The sequence below is a fragment of the Streptomyces vilmorinianum genome, assembly GCF_005517195.1.
GTDB classification, from domain to species: Bacteria; Actinomycetota; Actinomycetes; order Streptomycetales; family Streptomycetaceae; genus Streptomyces; species Streptomyces vilmorinianum.
Window position 1 is genome coordinate 900,276 of record NZ_CP040244.1, and the last position, 21,501, is coordinate 921,776.

Here is a 21,501-nt window from a genome sequence, read left to right on the forward strand (position 1 = left end):
AGGAAAAGGGCCCTGATGGGGGCCGAGGAGGGTCTTCGGAGGGTCTTCGAGGCCTCCAAGGCCCCTCTCGGGGCTCTTTCGCAGGTGGGGAGCCCCGTTCGCTCGATGTTTCCATCGTGTGAACGCATCCAGCGGTTCGGCGTTACCGACCGCTCTCCAGGCCAGTTCAGTAGGGGTGAACAACGCTCACCCGTACACCTTGGTTCCTTTGCACCATCATGACCTGGGTCACGTGGGCCGCGGAGTGTAGCAGAGCACTCCGGAGACCTTGTGAAGGGGCGCACGAGCGACCCCCCTGAGAGGGGTGGATACTCGGATGCATGAGCACCACGGAGCGTCCCAGGATCCTCGTAGTAGGCGGTGGGTACGTAGGCCTGTACGCAGCTCGACGCATCCTCAAGAAGATGCGTTTCGGAGAGGCGACCGTCACGGTCGTCGACCCGCGCTCGTACATGACGTACCAGCCCTTCCTCCCCGAAGCCGCCGCAGGCAGCATCTCCCCGCGCCACGTCGTCGTCCCGCTGCGACGCGTCGTGCGCGGAGCCGAGGTGCTCACCGGTCGCGTCACCAGCATCGATCAGGACCGCAAGGTCGCCACGGTCGCGCCGCTCGTCGGCGAGGCCTACGACCTGCCCTTCGACTACCTGGTCATCGCGATGGGCGCGGTCTCCCGCACCTTCCCGATCCCCGGCCTCGCCGAGCAGGGCATCGGCATGAAGGGCGTGGAGGAGGCCATCGGCCTCCGCAACCACGTCCTGGAGCAGCTGGACAAGGCTGACTCGACGACCGACGAGGAGGTCCGCCGCAAGGCGCTGACCTTCGTCTTCGTGGGCGGCGGCTTCGCCGGCGCGGAGACCATCGGCGAGGTCGAGGACATGGCCCGCGACGCGGCGAAGTACTACACCAACGTGAAGCGCGAGGACATGCGCTTCATCCTGGTCGACGCCGCCGACAAGATCCTTCCCGAGGTGGGCCCGGAGCTGGGCCGCTGGGGCAAGGAGCACCTGGAGAGCCGCGGCATCGAGATCTACCTCTCGACGTCGATGGACTCCTGCGTGGACGGCCACGTCGTGCTGAAGAACGGCCTCGAGGTCGACTCCAACACGATCGTGTGGACCGCCGGCGTGAAGCCCAACCCGGCGCTGGCCCGCTTCGGCCTCCCGCTCGGCCCGCGCGGCCACGTGGACGCCCAGCCGACCCTCCAGGTCACCGGCACCGACTACATCTGGGCCGCGGGCGACAACGCCCAGGTCCCGGACGTGGCCTCCCGCAAGGCCGGTGTCGAGAACGCCTGGTGCCCGCCGAACGCCCAGCACGCGCTGCGCCAGGCCAAGGTCCTCGGCGACAACGTGGTCTCCGGCATGCGGGGCTTCCCGCAGAAGACGTACGAGCACTCCAACAAGGGTGCGGTGGCGGGTCTCGGCCTCCACAAGGGCGTCGCGATGATCGTCATGGGCAAGATGAAGATCAAGCTCAAGGGCCGGCTCGCCTGGTACATGCACCGCAGCTACCACGGCATGGCCGTGCCGACCTGGAACCGCAAGATCCGCGTCTTCGCCGACTGGACCCTGGCGATGTTCCTCAAGCGCGAGGTCGTCTCCCTGGGCGCCATCGAGTCGCCGCGTGAGGAGTTCTACGAGGCGGCCAAGCCCGCCCCGGCTCCCGCCGCTCCGGCGCAGGAGAAGGCCAAGGCCTCCTGACGCGCTGACGCAGTACCTCCCCGCAAGGGCCGTCCGCCATCCGTGGTGCGGACGGCCCTTCGGCATGTCCGCCCGGGTGTTTTGCCGAGTCGTTGCGCGCCGATGGGACTGTTTTCGCCTACGGAGGGTGTTTACGTGGTGACGAGCATTTCTGGGGCACGACATCACGGAGGTGTGCACCATGGCCGACGCCGCGTCGCGGCTGACCACTCTCGCCGAGGAACTGCTGGGAGTGCCGCTCCCGGTCCGTCTGCGGGCCTGGGACGGCAGCGAGTCCGGGCCCGCCGGCGGCCCCGTCCTCATCGTCCGGGAGCGCCGCGCCCTGCGCCGGCTGCTGTGGAAGCCGGGCGAACTGGGCCTCGCGCGGGCCTGGGTGGCCGGTGAGATCGACGTCGAGGGGGATCTGTACGAGGTCCTGGACCGGCTCGCGGGGCTGATCTGGGAGCGCGGAGAGGAGACCAGGGGCGCCCTGGAGTCCGTACGCGACCCGAAGCTGCGGGCCGCCGCCCGCGCCCTGCTCAAGCTGGCCGGGCCCTTCCCGCCGCCGGCGCCGCCCGCCGAGGAGGTGCGCCGCCGCTCCGGCTCCCGCCACAGCAAACGCCGCGACAAGCAGGCGATCAGTCACCACTACGACGTGGGCAACGACTTCTACGAGCTGGTCCTCGGGCCCTCGATGGTCTACTCGTGCGCGTACTGGACCGAGGGCGGCACGCTCGAGGACGCCCAGCGCGACAAGCTGGACCTCGTCGCCCGCAAGCTGAACCTGAAGAAGGGCGACCGGCTTCTCGACGTCGGCTGCGGCTGGGGCTCCATGGCCATCCACGCCGCCCGCGCGTACGGCGCCCAGGTCGTCGGCATCACCCTCTCCCGCGAACAGGCCGCCTTCGCCCGCAAGCGGATCGCCGAGGAGGGTCTGACCGACCGGATCGAGATCCGCGTCCAGGACTACCGGGACGTCAAGGACGGCCCGTACGACGCGATTTCGTCCATCGGCATGGCCGAGCACGTCGGCGCGGTCCGCTACCGCGAGTACGCCGACACGCTGTACGCCCTCCTGAAGCCGGGCGGCCGGCTGCTCAACCACCAGATCTCCCGGCGCCCCACGCCCGACGAGGAGGCCTACGAGGTCGATACGTTCATCGACGCGTACGTCTTCCCGGACGGCGAACTGGCCCCGATGGGCCGCACGCTGACGACGCTTGAGGACGCCGGCTTCGAGGTCCGCGACGTGGAGGCGCTGCGCGAGCACTACGCGCTGACGCTGCGCCGCTGGGTGGCCAATCTGGAGGGCGACTGGAGCCGGGCCGTACGGAACACCTCGCCGGGGCGGGCGAGGATCTGGCGGCTCTACATGGCCGCCTCCGCGGTCTCCTTCGAGCGCAACCGGATCGGGGTGAACCAGTTCCTCGCGGTGCGGACGCCGGAGTCGGGGGCGTCGGGCCTCGCGTTGCGGCCCCGGGTGTGGAGCGAGTCCCAAGGGCGTTGATACGTTCGGACCTTCGGGCTCGTGGGGGGCGGGGCGCCGGTGTCGACCGGCGCTCCGCCCCTTTCCTTTTGCGGTCCGGATTGTCATGAATGCGCCATAGGGCGTGTTCCGGTCCATCCTGAACGGGGAATTCGTGAACCGTCCCACCCGACTGCTGCTGGCCCTCGCCGCCGCCACCGGTCTGCTCACCCTCGCCGCCGTCCCGGGCAGCGCCGCCCCCGCCACCGAGGCGGCCGAGGTGGCCGCGGTCTCCACCACCGCCACCTTCAACGACCCCGGCGGCGACGCCACCGCCCAGAACCGCGTCCGCGACCACATCCGCGACCTGATCGACCAGGCTCCCGCGGGCTCCTCCATCACCGCCGGGCTCTACACCTTCACCGACGACAGCGTCACCGACGCCCTCTACGCCGCCAAGAACCGCGGCGTGAACGTCAAGATCATCGTCGACCACACCTCCGTGACGATGACCGGCGGCGAGTACGACCGCCTGGCCACCCGCCTCGGCACCGACCGCACCCAGGGCTCCTGGGTCTACGCCTGCCCCGCGGGCCGCGGCTGCGTCGGCACCCGCCAGCTGCCCAGCGACAGCGACGGCGCCATCAACCACAACAAGTTCTACCTGTTCTCCTCCACCGGAGGAGCGGACAACGTCGTCGTGCAGACCTCGGCCAACCTGACCGGCGTCCAGCGCACCGACCTCTTCAACAACGCCGTCACCATCGTCGACGCCGGCCTCTACGGCATCTACCAGGCCTACTTCGCCGACCTGCTCTCCTACGGCACCTCGTCGACCGGCCTGAGCCACTACTACAAGACCCCGAGCAGCGGCGCGTACAAGACGTACTTCTTCCCGCGCAAGGAGGCCGCGGGCACCGAGTACAACAACGACGCCTCCACCGACACCATCAAGCTGATCCTCGACAACGTCAGCTGCTCCGGCGGCACCCAGATCCGCATGGCGGCCAACCTCTTCACCCGTGACGAGGTCGCCACCAAGCTCGTCGCCCTGAAGAACGCGGGCTGCTCCGTGATCCTCGCCCACGACGGCTACCCCGGCTCGCTGGGCGCGACCGTCGAGTCGATCATCTCCGGCAAGCTCACCCAGCGCGTCCAGTGCTACGAGGACCGCGGCACCGGCGTCGCCAAGGCCGGACTGCACTCCAAGTACCTGCTCATCGAGGGCACGTACAACGGGGCGAGCGGGCGGAAGCTGGTCTTCACCGGCAGCCACAACTACACCTACCCGGCCCTGCGGGCCAACGACGAGACGCTGCTCAAGATCGACAACGCGGCGCTCTACGACCAGTACAAGGCGAACCACGCGCACCTGATGTCGTACTGCGCGGGCAGCTGACCCCACAGGACGTACACGAAGGGCCGGACTCCCAGGAGGAGTCCGGCCCTTGTGCTGCGCCCCGCGCGCCTACTCGGCCTTGATCGCGGCCAGCACGTTCAGCTTCGCCGCGCTGCGGGCCGGCCACATCGCCGCCAGAACGCCGACCAGTCCGGCCAGGACCAGGAAGATCCCGATCCGGTCCCAGGGCAGGACGAGCGCGTAGCCCGGCAGGTTGGCCTTGAGCGTCTCGCCGAGCGCCCAGCCGAGGAACGAGCCGAGACCGATGCCGACCACCGCGCCGAACAGCGAGATGACCACGGCCTCCAGACGGACCATCCGCTTGACCCGGCGCCGGTCGAGACCGATCGCCCGCAGCATGCCGATCTCCTGCTGCCGTTCGAAGACGGACATGGCGAGCGTGTTGACGACGCCGAGGACCGCGATGACCAGGGCCATCGCCAGCAGGCCGTACATGATGTTCAGCATCATGTTGATCGCGCCGCCGAAGGTGTCACGGATGTCCTTCTGGTCCATGACGACGATGGCCGGGTTGTCCCCCATCGCCCGCGCGAGCGTCTTCTCGCCCTGCGCGGAGGCGCCGCCGTCCATCGCGACGTAGATCTCCCTGATGTAGGGCTGCGGGTCGTGCGCGGAGAGGATCTTCGCGTCCACCATGACCGGCGAGACGAACTCGCTGTCCTTGAAGACCGCGCCGACCGTCAGCGAGCTCTTCTGCTTGTCGCCGAACTCGGCCGGCAGCGTGTCGCCGACCTTCCAGCCCTGCTTGGTCGCGGTCGTCTCGGCGACCGCGATCCGGCCGGTTGCGAGGGAATCGAGCGAGCCGCTCACGACGGAGAGATGGAAGAGCTGCTCGATGTCGACGGGGGTGACACCGGACGCCGAGGCGATCTGGCCCTTCAGTTCGAGCCAGCCGGCCTGCTGCGGGGAGGCGGCGATGACACCGGGGGCCTTCTCGATCGCGGCGAGCGCGGAGGGGTTCAGACTGTCGCCGGAGGCCATCTGGACCATGTAGTCGGCTTTGATGTTGTCCGTCGTCATCTTGTCCAGGGCCGCGCCGACCGTCGTCCCGAGCACCGAGAGGCCGGTGACCAGGGTCAGACCGATGGCGAGCGCGGAGGCGGTGGCGCCGGTACGGCGCGGGTTGCGGACCGCGTTCAGGCCGGCGAGCTTGCCGGAGACCCCGAAGACGCCGACGAACAGCGGACGGATCACGGCGATCACCGGGCGGGAGAGGAGCGGGATCAGCACGATCACACCGATGAGGGTGACGAAGGCACCGCCCGCGATGAACAGCCGGCCGGTCTCGCCGCCCTCGCCCGCGCCGAGCACGATCAGGACCGCACCGAGCGCGGTGAACGCGGCGCCGATGGAGTTGCGGACGACGAGGGACTTGGTCGTCGCGGCCGCGTGGACGCTGCTCATCGCGGCGACCGGCGGGATCTTCGCGGCGCGGCGACCGGGCAGCCAGGCGGCGAGCATGGTGATCAGGATGCCCACGGCGAGGGCCGAGACGATCGGGGTGGTGCCGAGGACCAGCGGGCCGTCCGGCACCTTCAGCTCGAACGCGCTCATGCCCTTGCGCAGCCCGAGGGCCATCGCCACACCCAGGCCGTAGCCGACGACAGAGGCGACCAGGCCGACCACACCGGCCTCGGCGAGGACGGAGCGGGTGATCTGCTTGCGCGAGGCGCCGACGGCCCGCATCAGCGCGAGCTCCTTGGTGCGCTGCGCGACCAGCATGGTGAAGGTGTTGGAGATCAGGAAGACACCGACGAAGAGCGCGATGCCGGCGAAGCCGAGCAGCACCTGGTTGACCGCGGAGAGACCGGACTCGATCTCCTCGGCCTGCTGGTCGGCGAGCGCCTGGCCGGTCTGGGCCGTGGCGGCCTTCGGGACGACCTTCAGGACCTCGTCGAGGAGCTTGTCCGCGCTCGCGCCGGACACGGCGGTGACGGTGATGTCCTGGTAGAAACCGGGCTTCAGATACTGCTGCTGCGCCACGGCGGTGTCGAACAGGACCAGGCTGCCGCCGGCGCTGACGGCGCCGTCCTCGGTGGTGAAGACACCGGAGAGGGTGTACTCCTTCACCGGGCCGTTGGTGGCGACCCGGACCGTGTCACCGACCTTGTAGCCGCCCTTGGCGGCGGTCTCCTTGTCGAGCGCGATCTGGCTGTCCTTCACCGGGCCGGTGCCGGAGGTGAAGTCGTAGGCGCGGTCCTTGCCGTCCTTGCCGGGCGCGAAGTTGGTGCCCTTGTTGGACCAGCCGACGCCGATCAGCTTGCCGTCCTTGTCGGGCACGCCGGCGAAGCCGTCGACCCGACCGGACGCGGCGGCGACCCCGTCGACCTTCCCGATCCTGTCGAGGACCTCCTGGGAGAGGCCGGGCGTCGTGCGGGCGGTCTCCGGGTCAGGGTGCAGGCTGACGGCGACGGCCACGTCGTCGTAGCTCTTGGCCGACTGGCTGCGGAAGGCCTGGGAGAGGGTGTCGGTGAAGACGAGGGTGCCGGAGACGAAGGCCACGCCGAGCATGACGGCGAGCACGGTCATCAGCAGCCTGGCCTTGTGCGCGAACACATTGCGCAAGGCGGTACGGAACATGGTGTGAGTCCTGGAGTGTGCCCCGCCCCGACGCCTGCGGCGCGCCGGTGACGGGGGGAGGGGAAGAAGGTCGAGGTGCGATGCCCGGCGCCGACGGCCTCGCGGTCCGACTCGGGCCGAGCCCGAGCACGGGGCGTGGCGCCGCCATCCGATCCCGGTGCCGGCCCGACCGCGTCTGCGGTCCGCGAGCCCGGGTGGGGAGCGAGGCGGCGCAGACGTCTCAGCTCGTGCGGCCCTTGGCGTCGAAGGCCTTCATGCGGTCGAGCACGCCGTCCGCCGTCGGGCTGAGCATCTCGTCGACGATCCGGCCGTCCGCGAGGAAGATCACCCGGTCGGCGTAGGACGCGGCGACCGGGTCGTGCGTGACCATGACGACCGTCTGCCCCAGCTCACGTACCGAATTGCGCAGGAACCCCAGCACCTCCGCGCCCGAGCGCGAGTCCAGGTTTCCGGTCGGCTCGTCGCCGAAGATGATCTCGGGGCGGGAGGCCAGCGCGCGGGCCACGGCGACGCGCTGCTGCTGGCCGCCGGAGAGCTGCGAGGGGCGGTGGCCCAGCCGGCCGGACAGGCCGATCATGTCGATGACCTTCTCCACCCACTGCTTGTCGGGCCTACGGCCCGCGATGTCCATCGGCAGCGTGATGTTCTCCATCGCCGTCAGCGTCGGCAGCAGGTTGAACGCCTGGAAGATGAAGCCGATCTTGTCCCGGCGCAGCTGCGTGAGCTGCTTGTCCTTCAGGGTGCCCAGCTCGGTCTCGCCCAGCCGGACCGAACCGGAGCTGAAGGAGTCCAGGCCGGCGACACAGTGCATCAGGGTCGACTTGCCGGAGCCGGACGGGCCCATGATCGCGGTGAACTCGCCCTGCCGGAAGTCCACGGTGACCCGGTCCAGGGCGACCACCTGGGTCTCGCCCTGTCCGTAGACCTTCGAGAGATCCGTGGCGCGGGCGGCCACCGCGGTGGAGCGGGGCACGGTGGGGGTGGTGGTCACGAGGGCGACTCCTGTCACTGCGGGATTTCGGGAACCACTCCATCGTGTCGAGCGTTACGGGCCGGGTCGTCCGTCCACATGCCCGTTCCCGGGGCAGCCTCGAGTCGGACCGGGGGAGCCGGCTCTCCTCCTGAGGTATGACGGGATCCCTGAGACGCGGTACCCCGCGGGAGGATGCCCTCGGCGATGGGTCCCAGGCCCGTCCGAGGCGGCGAGTTTCCGTCATTCCCGTGTGCGCACCTTTGCGGGTGCGAGCCCCGTCACAGTTCGCCAGAACGGGCCCGACCTGCACTGACGCACCCTCAGGCGTCAATAAAATAAGACAACATCGGGCCGGCGTTCGGCTGAACGGGCTAAGCCTCCCGATAGGCTCATGTGCCAACGCGGAGCCGCGCGCCATGCCCGGGTGGTGGAATGCAGACACGGCGAGCTTAAACCTCGCTGGCCTTCGAAGGCCGTACCGGTTCGAGTCCGGTTCCGGGCACAGCTCACCCCGTCGATCGCCGGGTCTCCCTAACGATCTCGGAAAGATCCTCCCCGAGCACTAGGGAGTTTCTTTTGCTTCCCTATTACTCTTGACGCAAGGCCGCGCAGTGCGGCCATGGAGGAGTGAGATGAGGAGCAGCAACCCGGTCTTCTCGCGACGGGGGTTCAGCCGCGACAACGGCGGCTACGCGGGCTTCAACGCGCAGCAGCCGCAGGCCGGGGGCCCCGCCGTTGGAACCAACCCGTATGCCGAGGGCGCGGCGAACCCGTACGCGACCAACCCGTACGCACAGGACACCCAGCTCGGCGCCCCGCAGCAGGTGCGCGGCAATGTGATGACGATCGACGACGTCGTGAGCCGTACGGCCATGACGCTCGGCACGGTCGTGCTCACCGCCGCCCTGTCGTGGATCGTGATGCCGGTCGACCCGGCGAACCTCGGAAAGTCGTACGCCGTCGCCATCGGCGCCGCTCTGGTGGCGTTCGTCCTGGCGATGGTGCAGTCCTTCAAGCGCAAGCCCTCGCCGGCTCTGATCCTGGCGTACGCGGCGTTCGAGGGCTTCTTCCTCGGTGTGATCTCGGCCGCGGTCTCGACCTACATCTCGCCCGGTGTGGTCGCCCAGGCGGTACTCGGCACGATGGCGGTCTTCGCCGGCGTGCTGATCGCGTACAAGATGCGCTGGATCCGCGTCACCCGCCGTTTCTACGGCTTCGTGATGGCGGCGGCGATCGGCTTCATCCTGCTGATGGCCGTGAACGCGCTCTTCTCGCTCTTCGACGGCGCCGGTGACGGCCTGGGCTTCCGCAGCGGCGGCCTCGGCATCCTCTTCGGTGTCATCGGCATCATCCTCGGTGCCTGCTTCCTCGCCCTGGACTTCAAGCAGGTCGAGGACGGCGTGACGTACGGCGCCCCGCGCGAGGAGTCCTGGCTGGCGGCCTTCGGCCTCACCATGACCCTGGTGTGGATCTACCTGGAGATGCTGCGCGTGCTGTCGATCCTGCAGGGCAACGACTGACGCATCGCACGCGTGTGACGAAGGGCCCGCCCGGCTTCGTGCCGGACGGGCCCTTCCGTCGTCTCAGAGCAGCCGGCGGGCCGCCCGCCGGAGGTCGTACTCGTGGATGATCGCCTTCGCGTGGCCGTACGCGAGGTCGTGCGCGCCCCGGAGCCAGTTGACCTTCTCCTCGAAGCGGACGAGGGAGGGGCCTTCCTCGACGGTGCGGAGCCAGTCGGAGACTTCACGACCGGTGCAATGGGGAATGCGGGCGAGCAGGTTGCGATGGGTCTCTTCGGAGAATGCGTGGGACATCGGCGCCTCCGGACGCGTGTTGCCGTGTGCTCCTTCCCGTCACCGTGCCTGAGCCTCGCGCCGTTGGCAACAGTCCCCGGAGGGCGCATAGGGTCGCGGCGTGCTTGATACGACTGAACTGACCACCGCCGTCGAGCGGTTCGCCGACCGGTTGCGGGCCGCCCCGCAGAGCCGCCTCCAGCGTGGCGCCGCCGCCGAAGGGCTCGCGCTGGCCAGGGAGTTGGCGCTGCGGGCGCAGCGGATCGAGGAGCCCGGGGGAGGCGCGGAAGGCGGGCGGATCATGCCCGACGCCGGGGTGTTCGCGGTCGCCGACCAACTCGTGGTCGCGGGGAACGATCTGGCCGAGATCCTGCGAACGGCCCCGGCCGGCTCCCGGGAACGGGAACTGGGCGAGGCCGTGAGGCTGGTACGGGAGGCCGCGGAGCGGTCGGGGCTGTAGCCCCCGGGGCTTGTAGCCGGGGGCCGGTGGCGCCCGGGGGCAGGGGCCCGGGCCCCTCCAGGGCCCCTGGCGGGCCTACAGAGAGGCGATGACGCGGTCGGCGAGGATGTAGACGTTCTCGTCCTCCGCGTTCCCGCAGGAGAACGTCAGGGCGTACGCGCCCGAGACACCCGAGCCGCCGAGCAGGACGGGCGTGTGGCCCGCGCGCAGGGCCGCCGCGAGGCGCTCCGCGGTCTCCCGGTGGCCGGGGGTCATGCAGAGCGTGGTGCCGTCGGCGAAGACGTACACGTCCAGCGTGCCGAGCGGGCCGGGACGCACGTCGGTCAGCGCCGTACGCGTGTCCGCGAGCTCCTCCAGGCGCGCCACCGTGCGCTCGTGGTCGGTGACGACGGGCGTCTGCACCGGGACGAAGTCGGGGTGCGAGGGGTGGCGGCGGCGGGCCGCGGCGAGCTCGGGGGAGTCCTCGGCGTACTCGGTGTACTCCGTGACCTCGGTGAGCTCGGGGAACTCCTCCAGGACGCTGTCCACGGCCGGCCCGTCCAGCGCGGCGGCCTCGGCCTCCATCGCCTCAAGGGCCATGGCCTCCAGGCCGGCGAAGTCCGCCTGGCGCGGGACGTAGAAGGGACCCTCCTCGGTGGGGCCGGCGAGGCCGCCGAGCAGAGAGGGGGCGTCGGCCGCGTCACGGGCCTCCTGCGCCGCCCAGAAGGCACGCGCCTCGGCGAGCTCGCGCTCGCGCTCCTCGGCCAGCGCCTCGGCGACCGCGGCCCGTATCTCGGCGGCGGGCGACTGGCGGGCGTGCGGGACGGACACGCCGTTGGCGGTGGCGAGTTCGCTACGCAGAGCGGCGACCTGCTTACGGAGACCGTGGGCAGCGTGCAGGGCAGCGGCGCCCACGGCCGTGGCGGCGGCCGTGGTCACCAGCAGGGCAAGAGACATGGCGCTCACTGACGTACTCCCGATTCCGAGTCGATCCCCCGACTTCCTACATCAGCTTGTCGTGGGAGTGCGCCTCCTGTCAGTGCATTACGTCACGAAATGGACAGGTATTTGTGCCAGGCGTTTAGTCCCGAAACCACTGTGACCTGCGGGAACGACTCTCCCCCGGGACGTAGGTCACATCCTGGGGGAGATTCGGTCACGGCTGGGACGCGGGACGGTTGGAATCCGCGTCAGAAGGCCATGGGAGCGCTGCCGCTCCCTGACTACGACAGTCGCTCGCTTCCTTGCTCGCGCTTCCCTTCGCCACCGCTGCGGGCAGTGGCCGCCTTCGTTCCTCAGGCGACCCCTACCCTCCGCTACGGCTCAGCTCAGCCGCTCGATGACCATGGCCATGCCCTGGCCGCCGCCGACGCACATCGTCTCCAGGCCGAACTGCTTGTCGTGGAACTGCAGGCTGTTGATCAGCGTGCCGGTGATCCGGGCGCCGGTCATGCCGAAGGGGTGGCCGACGGCGATGGCGCCACCGTTGACGTTCACCTTGTCCAGATCCAGACCCAGGTCCTGGTAGGACGGGATGACCTGGGCCGCGAAGGCCTCGTTGATCTCGGCCAGGTCGATGTCGCCGATCGTCAGACCGGCGCGCTTGAGGGCCTGCTTCGAGGCCTCGACCGGGCCGAGGCCCATGATCTCGGGGGAGAGACCGGAGACGCCGGTGGAGACGATGCGGGCGAGCGGGGTCAGGCCGAGCTCGCGGGCCTTGGTGTCCGACATGATCACGAGGGCCGCGGCGCCGTCGTTGAGCGGGCAGCAGTTGGCGGCGGTGACCAGGCCGTCGGGGCGGAAGACGGGCTTGAGGCCCTGCACGCCCTCCAGGGTGACGCCGGCGCGCGGGCCGTCGTCCGTGCTGACGACCGTGCCGTCCGGGGTCGTCACCGGGGTGATCTCGCGCTCCCAGAAGCCGTTCTTGATGGCCTGCTCGGCGAGGTTCTGGGACCGTACGCCGAACTCGTCCATCTCCTGGCGGCTGATGCCCTTCCACCGGGCCAGGTTCTCGGCGGTCTGGCCCATGGCGATGTACGCGTCGGGGACGAGGCCGTCCTCGCGCGGGTCGTGCCAGGTGGAGCCCTCGGACGCGGCGACGGCGGCGGTGCGGGCCTCGGCGTCGGCGAAGAGGGGGTTGTGCGTGTCGGGCAGGGAGTCGGAGTTGCCCTTCACGAAGCGGGAGACCATCTCGACACCGGCCGAGATGAAGACGTCGCCCTCGCCGGCCTTGATGGCGTGCAGCGCCATACGGGAGGTCTGCAGGGAGGACGAGCAGTAGCGGGTGATCGTGCAGCCGGGGAGGTGGTCCATCCCCATCTGGACGGCGACGATCCGGCCCAGGTTGTTGCCCTGCTCGCCGCCCGGGAGGCCGCAGCCGAGCATCAGGTCGTCGATGTCGCGCGGGTCCAGCTCGGGGACCTTGGCGAGGGCGGCCTGGATGATCGTGGCGGTGAGGTCGTCGGGCCGCAGGTCCTTCAGGGAGCCCTTGAAGGCCCGGCCGATGGGGGAGCGGGCGGTCGAGACGATGACGGCTTCGGGCATCACGGCTCCAGGAGGATGCGGGTGGACGGACTGAAAGGGAAGTTACCTGCACGTACGGCACGGGTCACCGTGCTGACGGTGTGACGCGGGCCTCTTTTCTAAGCGAGCGCTCAGTCGACTGCGACGTCGACCACGACCCCGTGTGGCAATTGTCCCGCCGGGGGAGGAACGGGTGGGCGCACGGGACGGCGCCCTGGCGGGCGTGTCCGTCCACGGGCCCGTCACGGGCGGTGTGCCTCCTCCGAGGCCGAGGCCGAGGCCGGGGTCGGCTCCGGGGCCGCGGTCTCCGGGAGCCGCCGCCGGCGCCGGTGCTTCAGGAGCGCCCACGGAGCCCGTACGCCCGTGACCTCCGTACCGGCCTCCTTCGCCGCCTCCGCCGCCGCCTTCGCCACCGGCAGCATGTCCTCGCGGCGCTCCGGCTCCAGCCGGTCCGTTTCCGGCCATACGCCGAGCGCCGCGCACACCGTCGGCAGCACCGCCATCGCGGCCGTCGCGTAGCCCTCCGCCGACGGGTGGTAGTTGTCCGCCCCGAACATCTCCCGCGGATTCGCCGCGAACTCAGGGCCCAGCAGATCCCCCAGCGACACCGTCCGTCCGCCCTGCTCGACGACCACGATCGTCTGCGCCGCCGCCAGCTGCCGCGACACCCGCCGCGCCAGCCACCGCAAGGGCTGGTACACCGGCTCGATCGTCCCCAGGTCAGGACAGGTCCCCACGACCACCTCCGCCCCCGCCGTCCGCAGCCGCCGCACCGCCGCCGCCAGGTGCCGCACCGACTCCGTGGGCGGCATCCGGTGGGTCACGTCGTTCGCGCCGATCATGATCACGCACACGTCCGGCGGGCCCGCCGGGGCCGACAGGAGCAGCGACACCTGACGCTCCAGGTCGTCCGAGCGGGCCCCTGGCAGCGCCACGTTCCGCAGGACCACCGGGCGCTCCGCCACCGCGGCGAGGCCCGAGGCCAGCAGCGCCCCCGGCGTCTGGCCCGACCGGCGCACCCCCTGACCCGCGGCCGTCGAATCACCCAGAAGGGCCAGCCTCAGGGGGGTCGGGGCGGGATCCGGGCCGGGGTTCGGGCCGGGGTTGGCCCCCGGGTTCCCGCCGGGGTTCGGGCCCGGGTGCGAGCCCGGGTCGGCCCCCGGCTTCGACGCGGGATCCGGCGCCCCGAACGAGCGCCCGTACAGCCCCTCCGCCCCCGGCGGCAGCGGCGCCACCCCGCCCCCGACCGTCCTCTTCGCCAGCTGCACCTCGGCCAGGAGCACACCCACCGCCGCCACCCCGAGCAGCCCGATGCTCCCGCCGCCGTACGCCGCGCCCGCCGCGATCCGCCGTGCCACCCTCGCCCTCGACATAGGGGCAGTCACCTCCTTCAAGCCGTTCAGGGTCTAACTGCCCCGTAACCCGCTCCGACTACGCATACGCTGGACGCACCATTACGGAGACCCCGGAGATTACGGTGCAAATCCACGACTCGATGATCAGCCTCGTCGGCAACACCCCGCTGGTGCGGCTCAACAACGTCACGGCGGGTATTCAGGCGACCGTCCTGGCCAAGGTCGAGTACTTCAACCCGGGCGGCTCGGTCAAGGACCGGATCGCCGTCCGCATGATCGAGGCGGCTGAGGAGAGCGGTGCTCTCAAGCCCGGCGGCACGATCGTGGAGCCCACGTCCGGCAACACGGGTGTCGGCCTCGCCATCGTGGCCCAGCAGAAGGGCTACAAGTGCATCTTCGTCTGCCCGGACAAGGTGTCCACGGACAAGATCAACGTGCTGCGGGCGTACGGCGCCGAGGTCGTCGTCTGCCCGACCGCCGTCGACCCCGAGCACCCCGACTCGTACTACAACGTCTCGGACCGGCTCGTCCGTGAGACGCCGGGTGCCTGGAAGCCCGACCAGTACTCCAACCCCAACAATCCGCGCTCGCACTACGAGACCACCGGTCCCGAGCTGTGGGAGCAGACGGACGGGAAGATCACCCACTTCGTCGCCGGCGTCGGCACGGGCGGCACGATCTCGGGCACCGGCAAGTACCTGAAGGAGGCCAGCGGCGGCAAGGTCGAGATCATCGGCGCCGACCCGGAGGGCTCGGTCTACTCCGGCGGCTCCGGCCGGCCGTACCTGGTCGAGGGCGTCGGCGAGGACTTCTGGCCCACGGCCTACGACGCCTCGGTCACCGACCGTATCGTCGCCGTGTCCGACAAGGACTCCTTCCAGATGACCCGCCGCCTCGCCAAGGAGGAGGGCCTCCTGGTGGGCGGCTCCTGCGGCATGGCGGTCGTCGCCGCGCTGGAGGTCGCCAAGGAGCTCGGCCCCGACGACATCGTGGTCGTCCTGCTGCCCGACTCGGGCCGCGGCTACCTCTCCAAGATCTTCAACGACGAGTGGATGGCCGACTACGGCTTCCTGGAGGACACCGAGTCCGCCACCGTCGCCGACGTGCTGCGGCACAAGGAGGGCGGCATGCCGTCCCTCGTCCACATGCACCCGGAGGAGACGGTCGGTCAGGCCATCGAGGTGCTGCGGGAGTACGGCGTCTCCCAGATGCCGATCGTCAAGCCGGGCGCCGGCCACCCCGACGTCATGGCCGCGGAGGTCGTCGGCTCGGTCGTCGAACGCGAGCTGCTCGACGCCCTGTTCACCAAGCGGGCCTCCCTGGAGGACCCGTTGGAGCGTCACATGAGCGCGCCGCTGCCGCAGGTCGGCTCCGGCGAGCCCGTCGCCGACCTGATGTCCGTCCTCGGCGCGGCCGACGCCGCGATCGTGCTGGTCGAGGGCAAGCCGACCGGTGTGGTGAGCCGTCAGGACCTGCTGGCCTTCCTGGCGAACGGCGGAAGCAAGGGCGCCGCGAAGTAGTGCGTGAGCGGGTGGTTCGGACGTTCGCGAAATCGGTACGAGCGCGACACGTACCCGCAGCACCCGCTTAACACGCGTCCGGCACATTGGTCGTTGTCGGCGTCAAGGACTACGGAGCGGCTCCCGGACCTCCTGCAGACGCCGCGGACGCGGAGACCGGCCCTGACCCGGGCCCGTGTCCCTCGCGGGGACCGCCGTCGTCCCGCCCCCCGTTCACGGGGGTGCGGCGGTCCCCGCGCTATTTCCTGCCCTCCTGGCGTCCCCCCCCGCCCCCGGAGGGCGTTTTTCTTGCCCTGCTGCATATCTTCATGCAGAGTTCGAGGTGGATGAATAGGGCGGAAGGGGGACGGCGTGAGTGACAGCCCGGCCGGACGGCTGCAGGCGCTCTTCGAAGGGCACCGGCTGACACCGACACAGCGGCGGATCGCGCACTGCATGGTGCGCCGGGCCGGCGATGTGCCGTTCCTGTCGAGCGTGGAGCTGGCCGAGCTCGCCGGCGTCAGCCAGCCCTCCGTCACCCGCTTCGCCGTCGCCCTCGGCTTCGACGGCTACCCCGCCTTGCGTCGCCATCTGCGCGAGGTCGCCCCCGCCGAGAAGACCGCGGCGGACGGCGGCGAGCACAACGAGTACCAGCAGGCCGTCCTCGCCGAGATCGAGAACCTGCGCCATCTCGCCGCGCTGCTCGCCGACCCCGCCCCCGTCGAGCAGGCCGGACGGCTGCTCGCCGCCTCCCGGCCGCTGCCCGTCCTCGGACTGCGCGCCGCCTCCTCGCAGGCGCGCGGCTTCGCGTACTTCGCCGCCAAGGTCCACCCCGACGTCCGCCTCCTCGACGAGGGCGGCTCGATGCTCACCGACCGTATCGACGCCGTCGTACGGGCCGGGGCCACCGCGCTCCTCTGCTTCGCGCTGCCCCGCCACCCCCGGGAGGTCGTGGAGGCGCTGGAGTACGCCCGGGCGGCCGGGCTGACCGTGGTGACGGTCGCCGAGTCGGCGTTCGCGCCCGTCGCCGCCCACAGCGACCTGCTGATCCCGGCCGCCGTCGGCACCGGCCTCGCCTTCGACACGGCCTGCGCTCCCATGCTGCTCGGCCGGGTGCTCCTGGAGGCGATGGCGGACGAACTGCCCGACGCCCAGGCGCGCCTCGAGGAGTTCGACACGAAGGCGGCGGCGCGGGGGCTCTTCGTGGACTAGGCAGGCCGATCGACGAGGGGGATGCGTGCTGAACAGGCGAAGGGCCGTGCGAGCGGCGGGCGTTGTGTGTGCCGTAGCCCTGATGAGCGGCTGCTCGTCGTACGACCCCGAACAGGCCAAGGCGTGGCAGCGGGACTACTGCACCAAGCTGGGATCCTGGCAGAAGGCGAGAAACGCCACGGATCCCAGCGTCGAGGCCGCGGGGTACGCGGCCATCGCCGTCGCCAAGGTGCTCGATCGGGAACACCTCGACCACGACGGCAGCCACGTTCTCGACGACACCGCGCGCGCGGTCACCGCCGGCGACGGGGAGGCCGAGGGGCGGGCGGTGGCCTACTGCGGCAGTTCAGGCTTCGAAACCCTGGTGAGATAGGCCGCGGGCCCGGCGGCTCAGATCTCCAGCTCGGACTCGATCTTCTTCAGCTGGTGGCGGGCCATCGCCAGGTTCGCGCGGTCCTTGTTCAGCGCCAGATACAGGAACAGGCCGTTGACGCCCCGCCCCTTGAGCAGACGGATCAGGTGGTACTGGCCGCCGAGCGTGATCAGGATGTCCTCGATCTCGTCCTGGAGGCCCAGCATCTCCATCGCCCTGACCTTGGCGCGGACCACGTCCGTGTTGCCCGCGGCCGCGACATCGAGGTCGAGCTCCTTGCCGCCGCCGATGGCGCCGAGCGCCATGCCGCTCGTGTAGTCGACCAGCGCGGCGCCGATCGCGCCGTCGATGGCGGCGGCTTCCTTGAGGGAGGTCTCGGTGTTCGCCATGGGTGTCGCACTTCCTTTTCGTGTTCGGGTGGAGCGTGTCAGGGGTGTCGGTTCAGTCCTTGCGTTCCAGCGCCCCGTCGACCAGCTCCCCTATCCGGGCGCTGGACCGCCGGGCCTCCAGATGAAGCCGCCCCACATTGATCCGGGGCTCGGCGAGCAGGGTGAGGACGGCCGAGCCGCCGGCCGCGTACGTGGCGACATAGCCGCGCTCGCCGCGCACGAGCAGCTCGCGGAAGCCGCCCTGTCCGGTGGACTCGGTCAGCCGCTGCGCGACGCCGAGGGCCGCCGCGGTCAGCGCGGCCACCCCCTCCGCCTCGGTGTCGACCGTCTCCTGGGCCAGGACCAGGCCGTCGGCGCTCGCCGCGAGCGCCCCGGTGAGCTGGGGCAGTCGGGCCCGCAGCCGTCTCAGCTCGCCGAGCACCTCGGCTTCTGCCGACATCAGTTGTCTCCTCTCGGCGCGCAGGCGCAGGGCACGCCTCATCACAGACTTGCCTCCAGGGCGTCACGGAGCCGGCGCAGCAGGGCGATGTCCGGATCGGCCCCGACCTCGGCGACCCAGGCCGGGACGGCGTGCTGGGCGGCCGGTACGGGGTCGGGCGGGGTCTCGACGAGGCCGGCGGCCGCGAGGCGGCGGACGTCGAGCAGCGTGTGGAAGGCCGGGCGGCCGAGCAGTCGCGCGATGTCCGCCGGGGTGCGGACCTCGTCCGCCGCGGCCAGCACCGCCCGCTGGCGCAGGCTCACCGTCTGCCCGGGAGCGGCCGCGCGGGGCACGACCGGGGCGGTGTCCACGGCCCCGTACGGCCAGACGGCGTCGAGCAGTTCACGGCGGCGTACGGTCTCGCGCTCGACGGCCTCGGTGGAGACCGGCCGCACCGAGCCGAACCAGTGGGCCACTCCGTAGCGGAAGCGGGTCGGACCGCCGGCCGGGGCGAGGGCGAAGAACGCCGCGTCGAAGACGGCGCCGAGGTGGCAGATCTCCAGCTCGCCGTCGCGCAGCCGGCCGCTGTCCACCAGGAACCGGCCGACCTCGCGGCGCGCCCCGGCCCGGTCGACGGCCTCGTCCCAGCGCTCGCGGGGCAGCCGGCCGCCGGCGGTCAGCAGGACGTCGAGGCCGGGGGCGGCGGGGCTCTCGGCGTGCACGACACGGCCGTCGACGAGGTAGAGCGTGCCGTGGTCGCGTAACAGCGCGCCGGTCGCGCGCTCGGCGGCGAGGCGGACGAGCATGGGGGAGACCGGGGTCGTGACGGGGGTCGTGACGGGGGTCGTGACGGGGCTCATCCGAGGACCAGCCTCTCGGCGAGGTCGCGCAGCCGGATCCGGGCGAGCGCGAGGTTGCCGGTGTCGCGGTCCAGCCAGAGGTGCAGGAACACGCTGCTGTCGAAGGCCGTCTCGACGAAGCGCAGGACGTGGTACCCGCCGCGGGTGGTGACGATCAGGTCCTCGACGGGCGGGCCCTTCGATAACTCCTCGCCGTCCTGGGGTGCGGCGCCCGCGAACGAGTCGTACTCCGCTGCCGCGCGGGCCAGTTCGGCCGACTCGGCGGCCGTCGTCTCATGGTCGCCGACCGGCGAGTCGCCCGCCGTGCCGAGGGCGAGCCCGCTGGTCCAGTCGACCAGCCAGGCCCCGCGTGCGCCCGGCAGGCCCATGGCCTCCAGCAGGCACTCGTCGATTCCGGGCACGCGGATTCCCCTCCCGATGCGGCGTGCGGGCGTACGGCAGTGACGGAGACGTTACTCAACGTTCCGGCCGTGGGGAGGAGTTCTGGCATTTTCCGCCGGAACATGCCGATGGGTTGCTTGAATGCGTCGATAGCTCGGCGCGGCGTCAGGTGCGGGGTCGGTGGCGGGGTCGGTGGCGGGGTCGGTGGCGGGGTCAGTGGCGGCGCTCCACCGAGGCCGCGATGTCGTCCAGGTCCTTCGCGAGCGCCCGGCTCACCGCCTTCGCGCCCAGCCCGCTCAGCAGCGTGGCGAGCAGCCCCATGCGGCTCCCCTCGGCCGGGGTCGCCGAGAACGTCAGCCGTACGGTCGTCGCCCCGGTCCCGTCCGGGCGCAGCGCGATCTCCGAGACGTAGTGCATGCCGTGCGAATCGGCCACCGTCACATAGCGGTCCGGCGGCTCGGCCTCGGTCACGGTCATCTCCTCCGTGGCCGCCTTGCCCATCATCCGCCGGGTCTCGCGCCAGCGCGTGCCCACCCCGAAGCCGCCCTCGGTCAGCACCTCGACCCGTTCCACACCGCTGAGGACCCGCTCCATGTCCTTCAGGTCCGTCAGCGCCTCCCAGACGGGCCCGGGAGACGCCTCGATCCGGCGTTCGACGACGACGCTCTTGGTAGCCATGGCTCCATGGAAGCACCGGGGTCCGACAGCCGCTCCCGATGTCCGGCGTTCGGCCTACGGCAGGTTCGGCCTACGGCAGGTTCGGCCTACGGCAGAAGGGCGTCCACCCGGTCCCCGCCCGCCTCGGCGACGATCTCGTCGAGCGTCTGGGCCCGCCGGACGGTCGCGAACACCACCCTGTCCTCCTCGGCCGTGAAGCCGTGGACGGCGGGCCGGACCAGGCTGTTGTACGCGTAGTGGTGGGCGAAGTAGTAGGCGCCGGTGTCCGGTACGACGACGATGTCGTCCGGCCGCAGCAGCGGCAGCTCCAGCGCGGTGGCCAGCAGGTCTCCCGCGAAGCAGGCGGGTCCGGCCACGTCCTGGACGGTCTCCTCCCCGGTGCGGGGCCGGCCCTCGGAGTCGTACGCGAGGACGCGCAGCGGCCAGGACGGCGGGTCGTAGACGGTACGGGTGGCGACCTGCACGCCCGCGTGGGTGACCGCGATGGGGCGGGCGCCCGAGGTCTTGGTGTACTCGACGCGCGCCAGGATCGTGCCGTGCTTGGCGAGCAGCGAGCGGCCGAACTCGGTGACCAGGCCGTACCGCCCGTCGAGGAGCCCCGGGGCGGTCGTGGCGAGCAGCTCGGCGTACTCCGCGTAGGTCGGCGTCTCCTCGTCGGAGACGAAGTTCACCGGCAGTCCGCCACCGATGTCGATGGTGTCGATCTGCTGCCGCCCGGCCTTGGTGTTGATCTCCTCCGCCAGGGCGTAGGCCGCCGCGACCCCCTCGGCCATCAGGGCGAGCGGGATGCCCTGGGAGCCGGTGTGGGTGTGCAGCCGGCGCAGCCAGGGCCGGTCGAGGAAGGCCTGGACGACCGCCTCGCGCGCGCCTTCGTCGCGCAGCGCGACGCCGAACTTCGAGGTGGCGGTCGCGGTCGACAGCGCCTCGATCGTACCCGCCCCCACCTGCGGATTCACCCGCAGGCCGAGCGGGCTGGCGGTCGGCGCCGAGGCGACGAGCGCGTCGAGCCTGGCCACTTCCTGGAGGTTGTCGGCGTTGACGGCGATCCCGAGGGCCAGGGCCTGGCGCAGCTCCGCGGCTGTCTTGGCGGGCGAGTCGAGCACCGTACGGGACGGGGGCACGCCGGCCGCGTGGGCGAGGGCCATCTCGCCGGGGCTCGCGACCTCGACGCCGAGCCCGCAGTCGTACAGCAGGCGCAGGACGGGCACGAGGGGGCACGCCTTCACGGCGAAGGCGTGCAGGACCGGGGCGTCGGTGACGGCGGCGAACGCGGAGACGAGGGCGGCGGCCGAGGCGCGGATGCCGGCGGTGTCGAGGAGGGCGACGACGGGTTCGGAGGGGGAGAGGAGGCCTTGTTCGACGGCGGCCCGGACGGCCTGATCGCGACGGTAGGAAGCCATGTCTCCATCCCACCACCGGGTCGGGTGAGGCCGCAGCTGTTGACTACAAGTATTCAGGAGGTCA

General features: G+C 71.0%; 20 protein-coding genes and 1 tRNA gene. 9 read left to right on the forward strand and 12 right to left on the reverse strand.

The annotated features are described in order from the left end of the window. Nucleotides 1–320: 320 nt before the first annotated feature. From FDM97_RS04340 to FDM97_RS04350, 3 genes are all read left to right on the forward strand, one after another. On the forward strand, nt 321–1,700 hold the full coding sequence (locus FDM97_RS04340; RefSeq protein WP_137988946.1) for an NAD(P)/FAD-dependent oxidoreductase: 1,380 nt from the start codon (nt 321–323) through the stop codon (nt 1,698–1,700). Between the two features lie 181 nt (nt 1,701–1,881). Next, complete coding sequence (locus FDM97_RS04345) at nt 1,882–3,186, forward strand: SAM-dependent methyltransferase (RefSeq protein WP_137988947.1); 1,305 nt, start codon at nt 1,882–1,884, stop codon at nt 3,184–3,186. Between the two features lie 133 nt (nt 3,187–3,319). Beyond that, complete coding sequence (locus tag FDM97_RS04350; RefSeq protein ID WP_254705496.1) at nt 3,320–4,543, forward strand: phospholipase D-like domain-containing protein; 1,224 nt, start codon at nt 3,320–3,322, stop codon at nt 4,541–4,543. Between the two features lie 69 nt (nt 4,544–4,612). Here FDM97_RS04350 and FDM97_RS04355 read toward each other — a convergent pair whose 3' ends face one another. Together FDM97_RS04355 and FDM97_RS04360 are read right to left on the reverse strand one after the other, a co-directional pair. Continuing rightward, the gene (locus FDM97_RS04355) at nt 4,613–7,144 is read right to left on the reverse strand and encodes an ABC transporter permease (protein WP_137988948.1); all 2,532 of its coding nucleotides are present in this window, start codon (nt 7,142–7,144) and stop codon (nt 4,613–4,615) included. A 220-nt stretch (nt 7,145–7,364) separates the two neighbouring features. Beyond that, nucleotides 7,365–8,135 (reverse strand): ABC transporter ATP-binding protein, encoded by a 771-nt coding sequence (locus tag FDM97_RS04360; protein ID WP_137988949.1) that lies wholly within the window; start codon nt 8,133–8,135, stop codon nt 7,365–7,367. A gap of 400 nt (nt 8,136–8,535) precedes the next feature. Between FDM97_RS04360 and FDM97_RS04365 the strand changes: the two genes are divergently transcribed. Continuing rightward, nucleotides 8,536–8,619 (forward strand) — tRNA-Leu (locus tag FDM97_RS04365). Nucleotides 8,620–8,749: 130 nt separating this feature from the next. Continuing rightward, the gene (locus FDM97_RS04370; protein ID WP_137988950.1) at nt 8,750–9,637 is read left to right on the forward strand and encodes a Bax inhibitor-1/YccA family protein; all 888 of its coding nucleotides are present in this window, start codon (nt 8,750–8,752) and stop codon (nt 9,635–9,637) included. A 63-nt stretch (nt 9,638–9,700) separates the two neighbouring features. Here the strand turns inward: FDM97_RS04370 and FDM97_RS04375 are convergent, their stop codons facing one another. Further along, nucleotides 9,701–9,931, reverse strand: a complete 231-nt coding sequence (locus FDM97_RS04375) for a DUF4287 domain-containing protein (RefSeq protein ID WP_137988951.1) — start codon at nt 9,929–9,931, stop codon at nt 9,701–9,703. A 100-nt stretch (nt 9,932–10,031) separates the two neighbouring features. Here FDM97_RS04375 and FDM97_RS04380 point away from each other — a divergent pair, with 100 nt between their 5' ends. Beyond that, nucleotides 10,032–10,370, forward strand: a complete 339-nt coding sequence (locus FDM97_RS04380; protein WP_137988952.1) for a hypothetical protein — start codon at nt 10,032–10,034, stop codon at nt 10,368–10,370. A gap of 75 nt (nt 10,371–10,445) precedes the next feature. Here FDM97_RS04380 and FDM97_RS04385 read toward each other — a convergent pair whose 3' ends face one another. The 3 genes from FDM97_RS04385 to FDM97_RS04395 form a co-directional block, all read right to left on the reverse strand. Beyond that, entirely contained in the window at nt 10,446–11,315 is an 870-nt protein-coding gene (locus FDM97_RS04385) for a hypothetical protein (protein ID WP_137988953.1), read from the reverse strand. A 357-nt stretch (nt 11,316–11,672) separates the two neighbouring features. Beyond that, nucleotides 11,673–12,893, reverse strand: coding sequence for an acetyl-CoA C-acetyltransferase (locus FDM97_RS04390; protein ID WP_137988954.1), 1,221 nt, complete (start codon nt 12,891–12,893; stop codon nt 11,673–11,675). Nucleotides 12,894–13,114: 221 nt separating this feature from the next. Further along, nucleotides 13,115–14,230 (reverse strand): SGNH/GDSL hydrolase family protein, encoded by a 1,116-nt coding sequence (locus FDM97_RS04395; protein ID WP_137994649.1) that lies wholly within the window; start codon nt 14,228–14,230, stop codon nt 13,115–13,117. A 119-nt stretch (nt 14,231–14,349) separates the two neighbouring features. On the opposite strand from FDM97_RS04395, the gene FDM97_RS04400 reads away from it, so the two are divergent. The 3 genes from FDM97_RS04400 (at nt 14,350) to FDM97_RS04410 (ending at nt 17,311) form a co-directional block, all read left to right on the forward strand. After that, nucleotides 14,350–15,747, forward strand: coding sequence for a cystathionine beta-synthase (locus FDM97_RS04400; protein WP_137988955.1), 1,398 nt, complete (start codon nt 14,350–14,352; stop codon nt 15,745–15,747). Between the two features lie 351 nt (nt 15,748–16,098). Then, entirely contained in the window at nt 16,099–16,938 is an 840-nt protein-coding gene (locus tag FDM97_RS04405) for a MurR/RpiR family transcriptional regulator (protein WP_137988956.1), read from the forward strand. Between the two features lie 82 nt (nt 16,939–17,020). Then, complete coding sequence (locus tag FDM97_RS04410) at nt 17,021–17,311, forward strand: hypothetical protein (protein WP_137988957.1); 291 nt, start codon at nt 17,021–17,023, stop codon at nt 17,309–17,311. A 17-nt stretch (nt 17,312–17,328) separates the two neighbouring features. Here FDM97_RS04410 and FDM97_RS04415 read toward each other — a convergent pair whose 3' ends face one another. From FDM97_RS04415 to FDM97_RS04445, 6 genes are all read right to left on the reverse strand, one after another. Next, nucleotides 17,329–17,700: a hypothetical protein gene (locus tag FDM97_RS04415; protein WP_137988958.1), complete on the reverse strand. Its 372-nt coding sequence runs from the start codon at nt 17,698–17,700 to the stop codon at nt 17,329–17,331. A 52-nt stretch (nt 17,701–17,752) separates the two neighbouring features. After that, nucleotides 17,753–18,139 (reverse strand): roadblock/LC7 domain-containing protein, encoded by a 387-nt coding sequence (locus tag FDM97_RS04420; protein WP_137988959.1) that lies wholly within the window; start codon nt 18,137–18,139, stop codon nt 17,753–17,755. 41 nt (nt 18,140–18,180) lie between these two features. Then, nucleotides 18,181–18,978 (reverse strand): transcriptional regulator, encoded by a 798-nt coding sequence (locus tag FDM97_RS04425; protein WP_137988960.1) that lies wholly within the window; start codon nt 18,976–18,978, stop codon nt 18,181–18,183. Beyond that, complete coding sequence (locus tag FDM97_RS04430; protein WP_137988961.1) at nt 18,975–19,379, reverse strand: roadblock/LC7 domain-containing protein; 405 nt, start codon at nt 19,377–19,379, stop codon at nt 18,975–18,977. The genes FDM97_RS04425 and FDM97_RS04430 overlap by 4 nt, the downstream gene beginning before the upstream one ends. 193 nt (nt 19,380–19,572) lie before the next feature. After that, complete coding sequence (locus FDM97_RS04440) at nt 19,573–20,037, reverse strand: SRPBCC family protein (RefSeq protein WP_137988962.1); 465 nt, start codon at nt 20,035–20,037, stop codon at nt 19,573–19,575. A gap of 86 nt (nt 20,038–20,123) precedes the next feature. Continuing rightward, nucleotides 20,124–21,437, reverse strand: a complete 1,314-nt coding sequence (locus FDM97_RS04445) for a type III PLP-dependent enzyme domain-containing protein (RefSeq protein ID WP_137988963.1) — start codon at nt 21,435–21,437, stop codon at nt 20,124–20,126. Nucleotides 21,438–21,501: the final 64 nt, after the last annotated feature.

What these genes read in the sequence shown, in the direction of transcription:
- FDM97_RS04340 (WP_137988946.1), top strand. Translation starts at nt 321, where the DNA reads ATGAGCACCACGGAGCGTCCCAGGATCCTCGTAGTAGGCGGTGGGTAC.
- FDM97_RS04345 (WP_137988947.1), top strand. Translation starts at nt 1,882, where the DNA reads ATGGCCGACGCCGCGTCGCGGCTGACCACTCTCGCCGAGGAACTGCTG.
- FDM97_RS04355 (WP_137988948.1), bottom strand. Translation starts at nt 7,144, where the DNA reads ATGTTCCGTACCGCCTTGCGCAATGTGTTCGCGCACAAGGCCAGGCTG.
- FDM97_RS04370 (WP_137988950.1), top strand. Translation starts at nt 8,750, where the DNA reads ATGAGGAGCAGCAACCCGGTCTTCTCGCGACGGGGGTTCAGCCGCGAC.
- FDM97_RS04375 (WP_137988951.1), bottom strand. Translation starts at nt 9,931, where the DNA reads ATGTCCCACGCATTCTCCGAAGAGACCCATCGCAACCTGCTCGCCCGC.
- FDM97_RS04390 (WP_137988954.1), bottom strand. Translation starts at nt 12,893, where the DNA reads ATGCCCGAAGCCGTCATCGTCTCGACCGCCCGCTCCCCCATCGGCCGG.
- FDM97_RS04410 (WP_137988957.1), top strand. Translation starts at nt 17,021, where the DNA reads ATGAGCGGCTGCTCGTCGTACGACCCCGAACAGGCCAAGGCGTGGCAG.
- FDM97_RS04415 (WP_137988958.1), bottom strand. Translation starts at nt 17,700, where the DNA reads ATGGCGAACACCGAGACCTCCCTCAAGGAAGCCGCCGCCATCGACGGC.
- FDM97_RS04420 (WP_137988959.1), bottom strand. Translation starts at nt 18,139, where the DNA reads ATGTCGGCAGAAGCCGAGGTGCTCGGCGAGCTGAGACGGCTGCGGGCC.
- FDM97_RS04425 (WP_137988960.1), bottom strand. Translation starts at nt 18,978, where the DNA reads ATGAGCCCCGTCACGACCCCCGTCACGACCCCCGTCACGACCCCGGTC.
- FDM97_RS04440 (WP_137988962.1), bottom strand. Translation starts at nt 20,037, where the DNA reads ATGGCTACCAAGAGCGTCGTCGTCGAACGCCGGATCGAGGCGTCTCCC.
- FDM97_RS04445 (WP_137988963.1), bottom strand. Translation starts at nt 21,437, where the DNA reads ATGGCTTCCTACCGTCGCGATCAGGCCGTCCGGGCCGCCGTCGAACAA.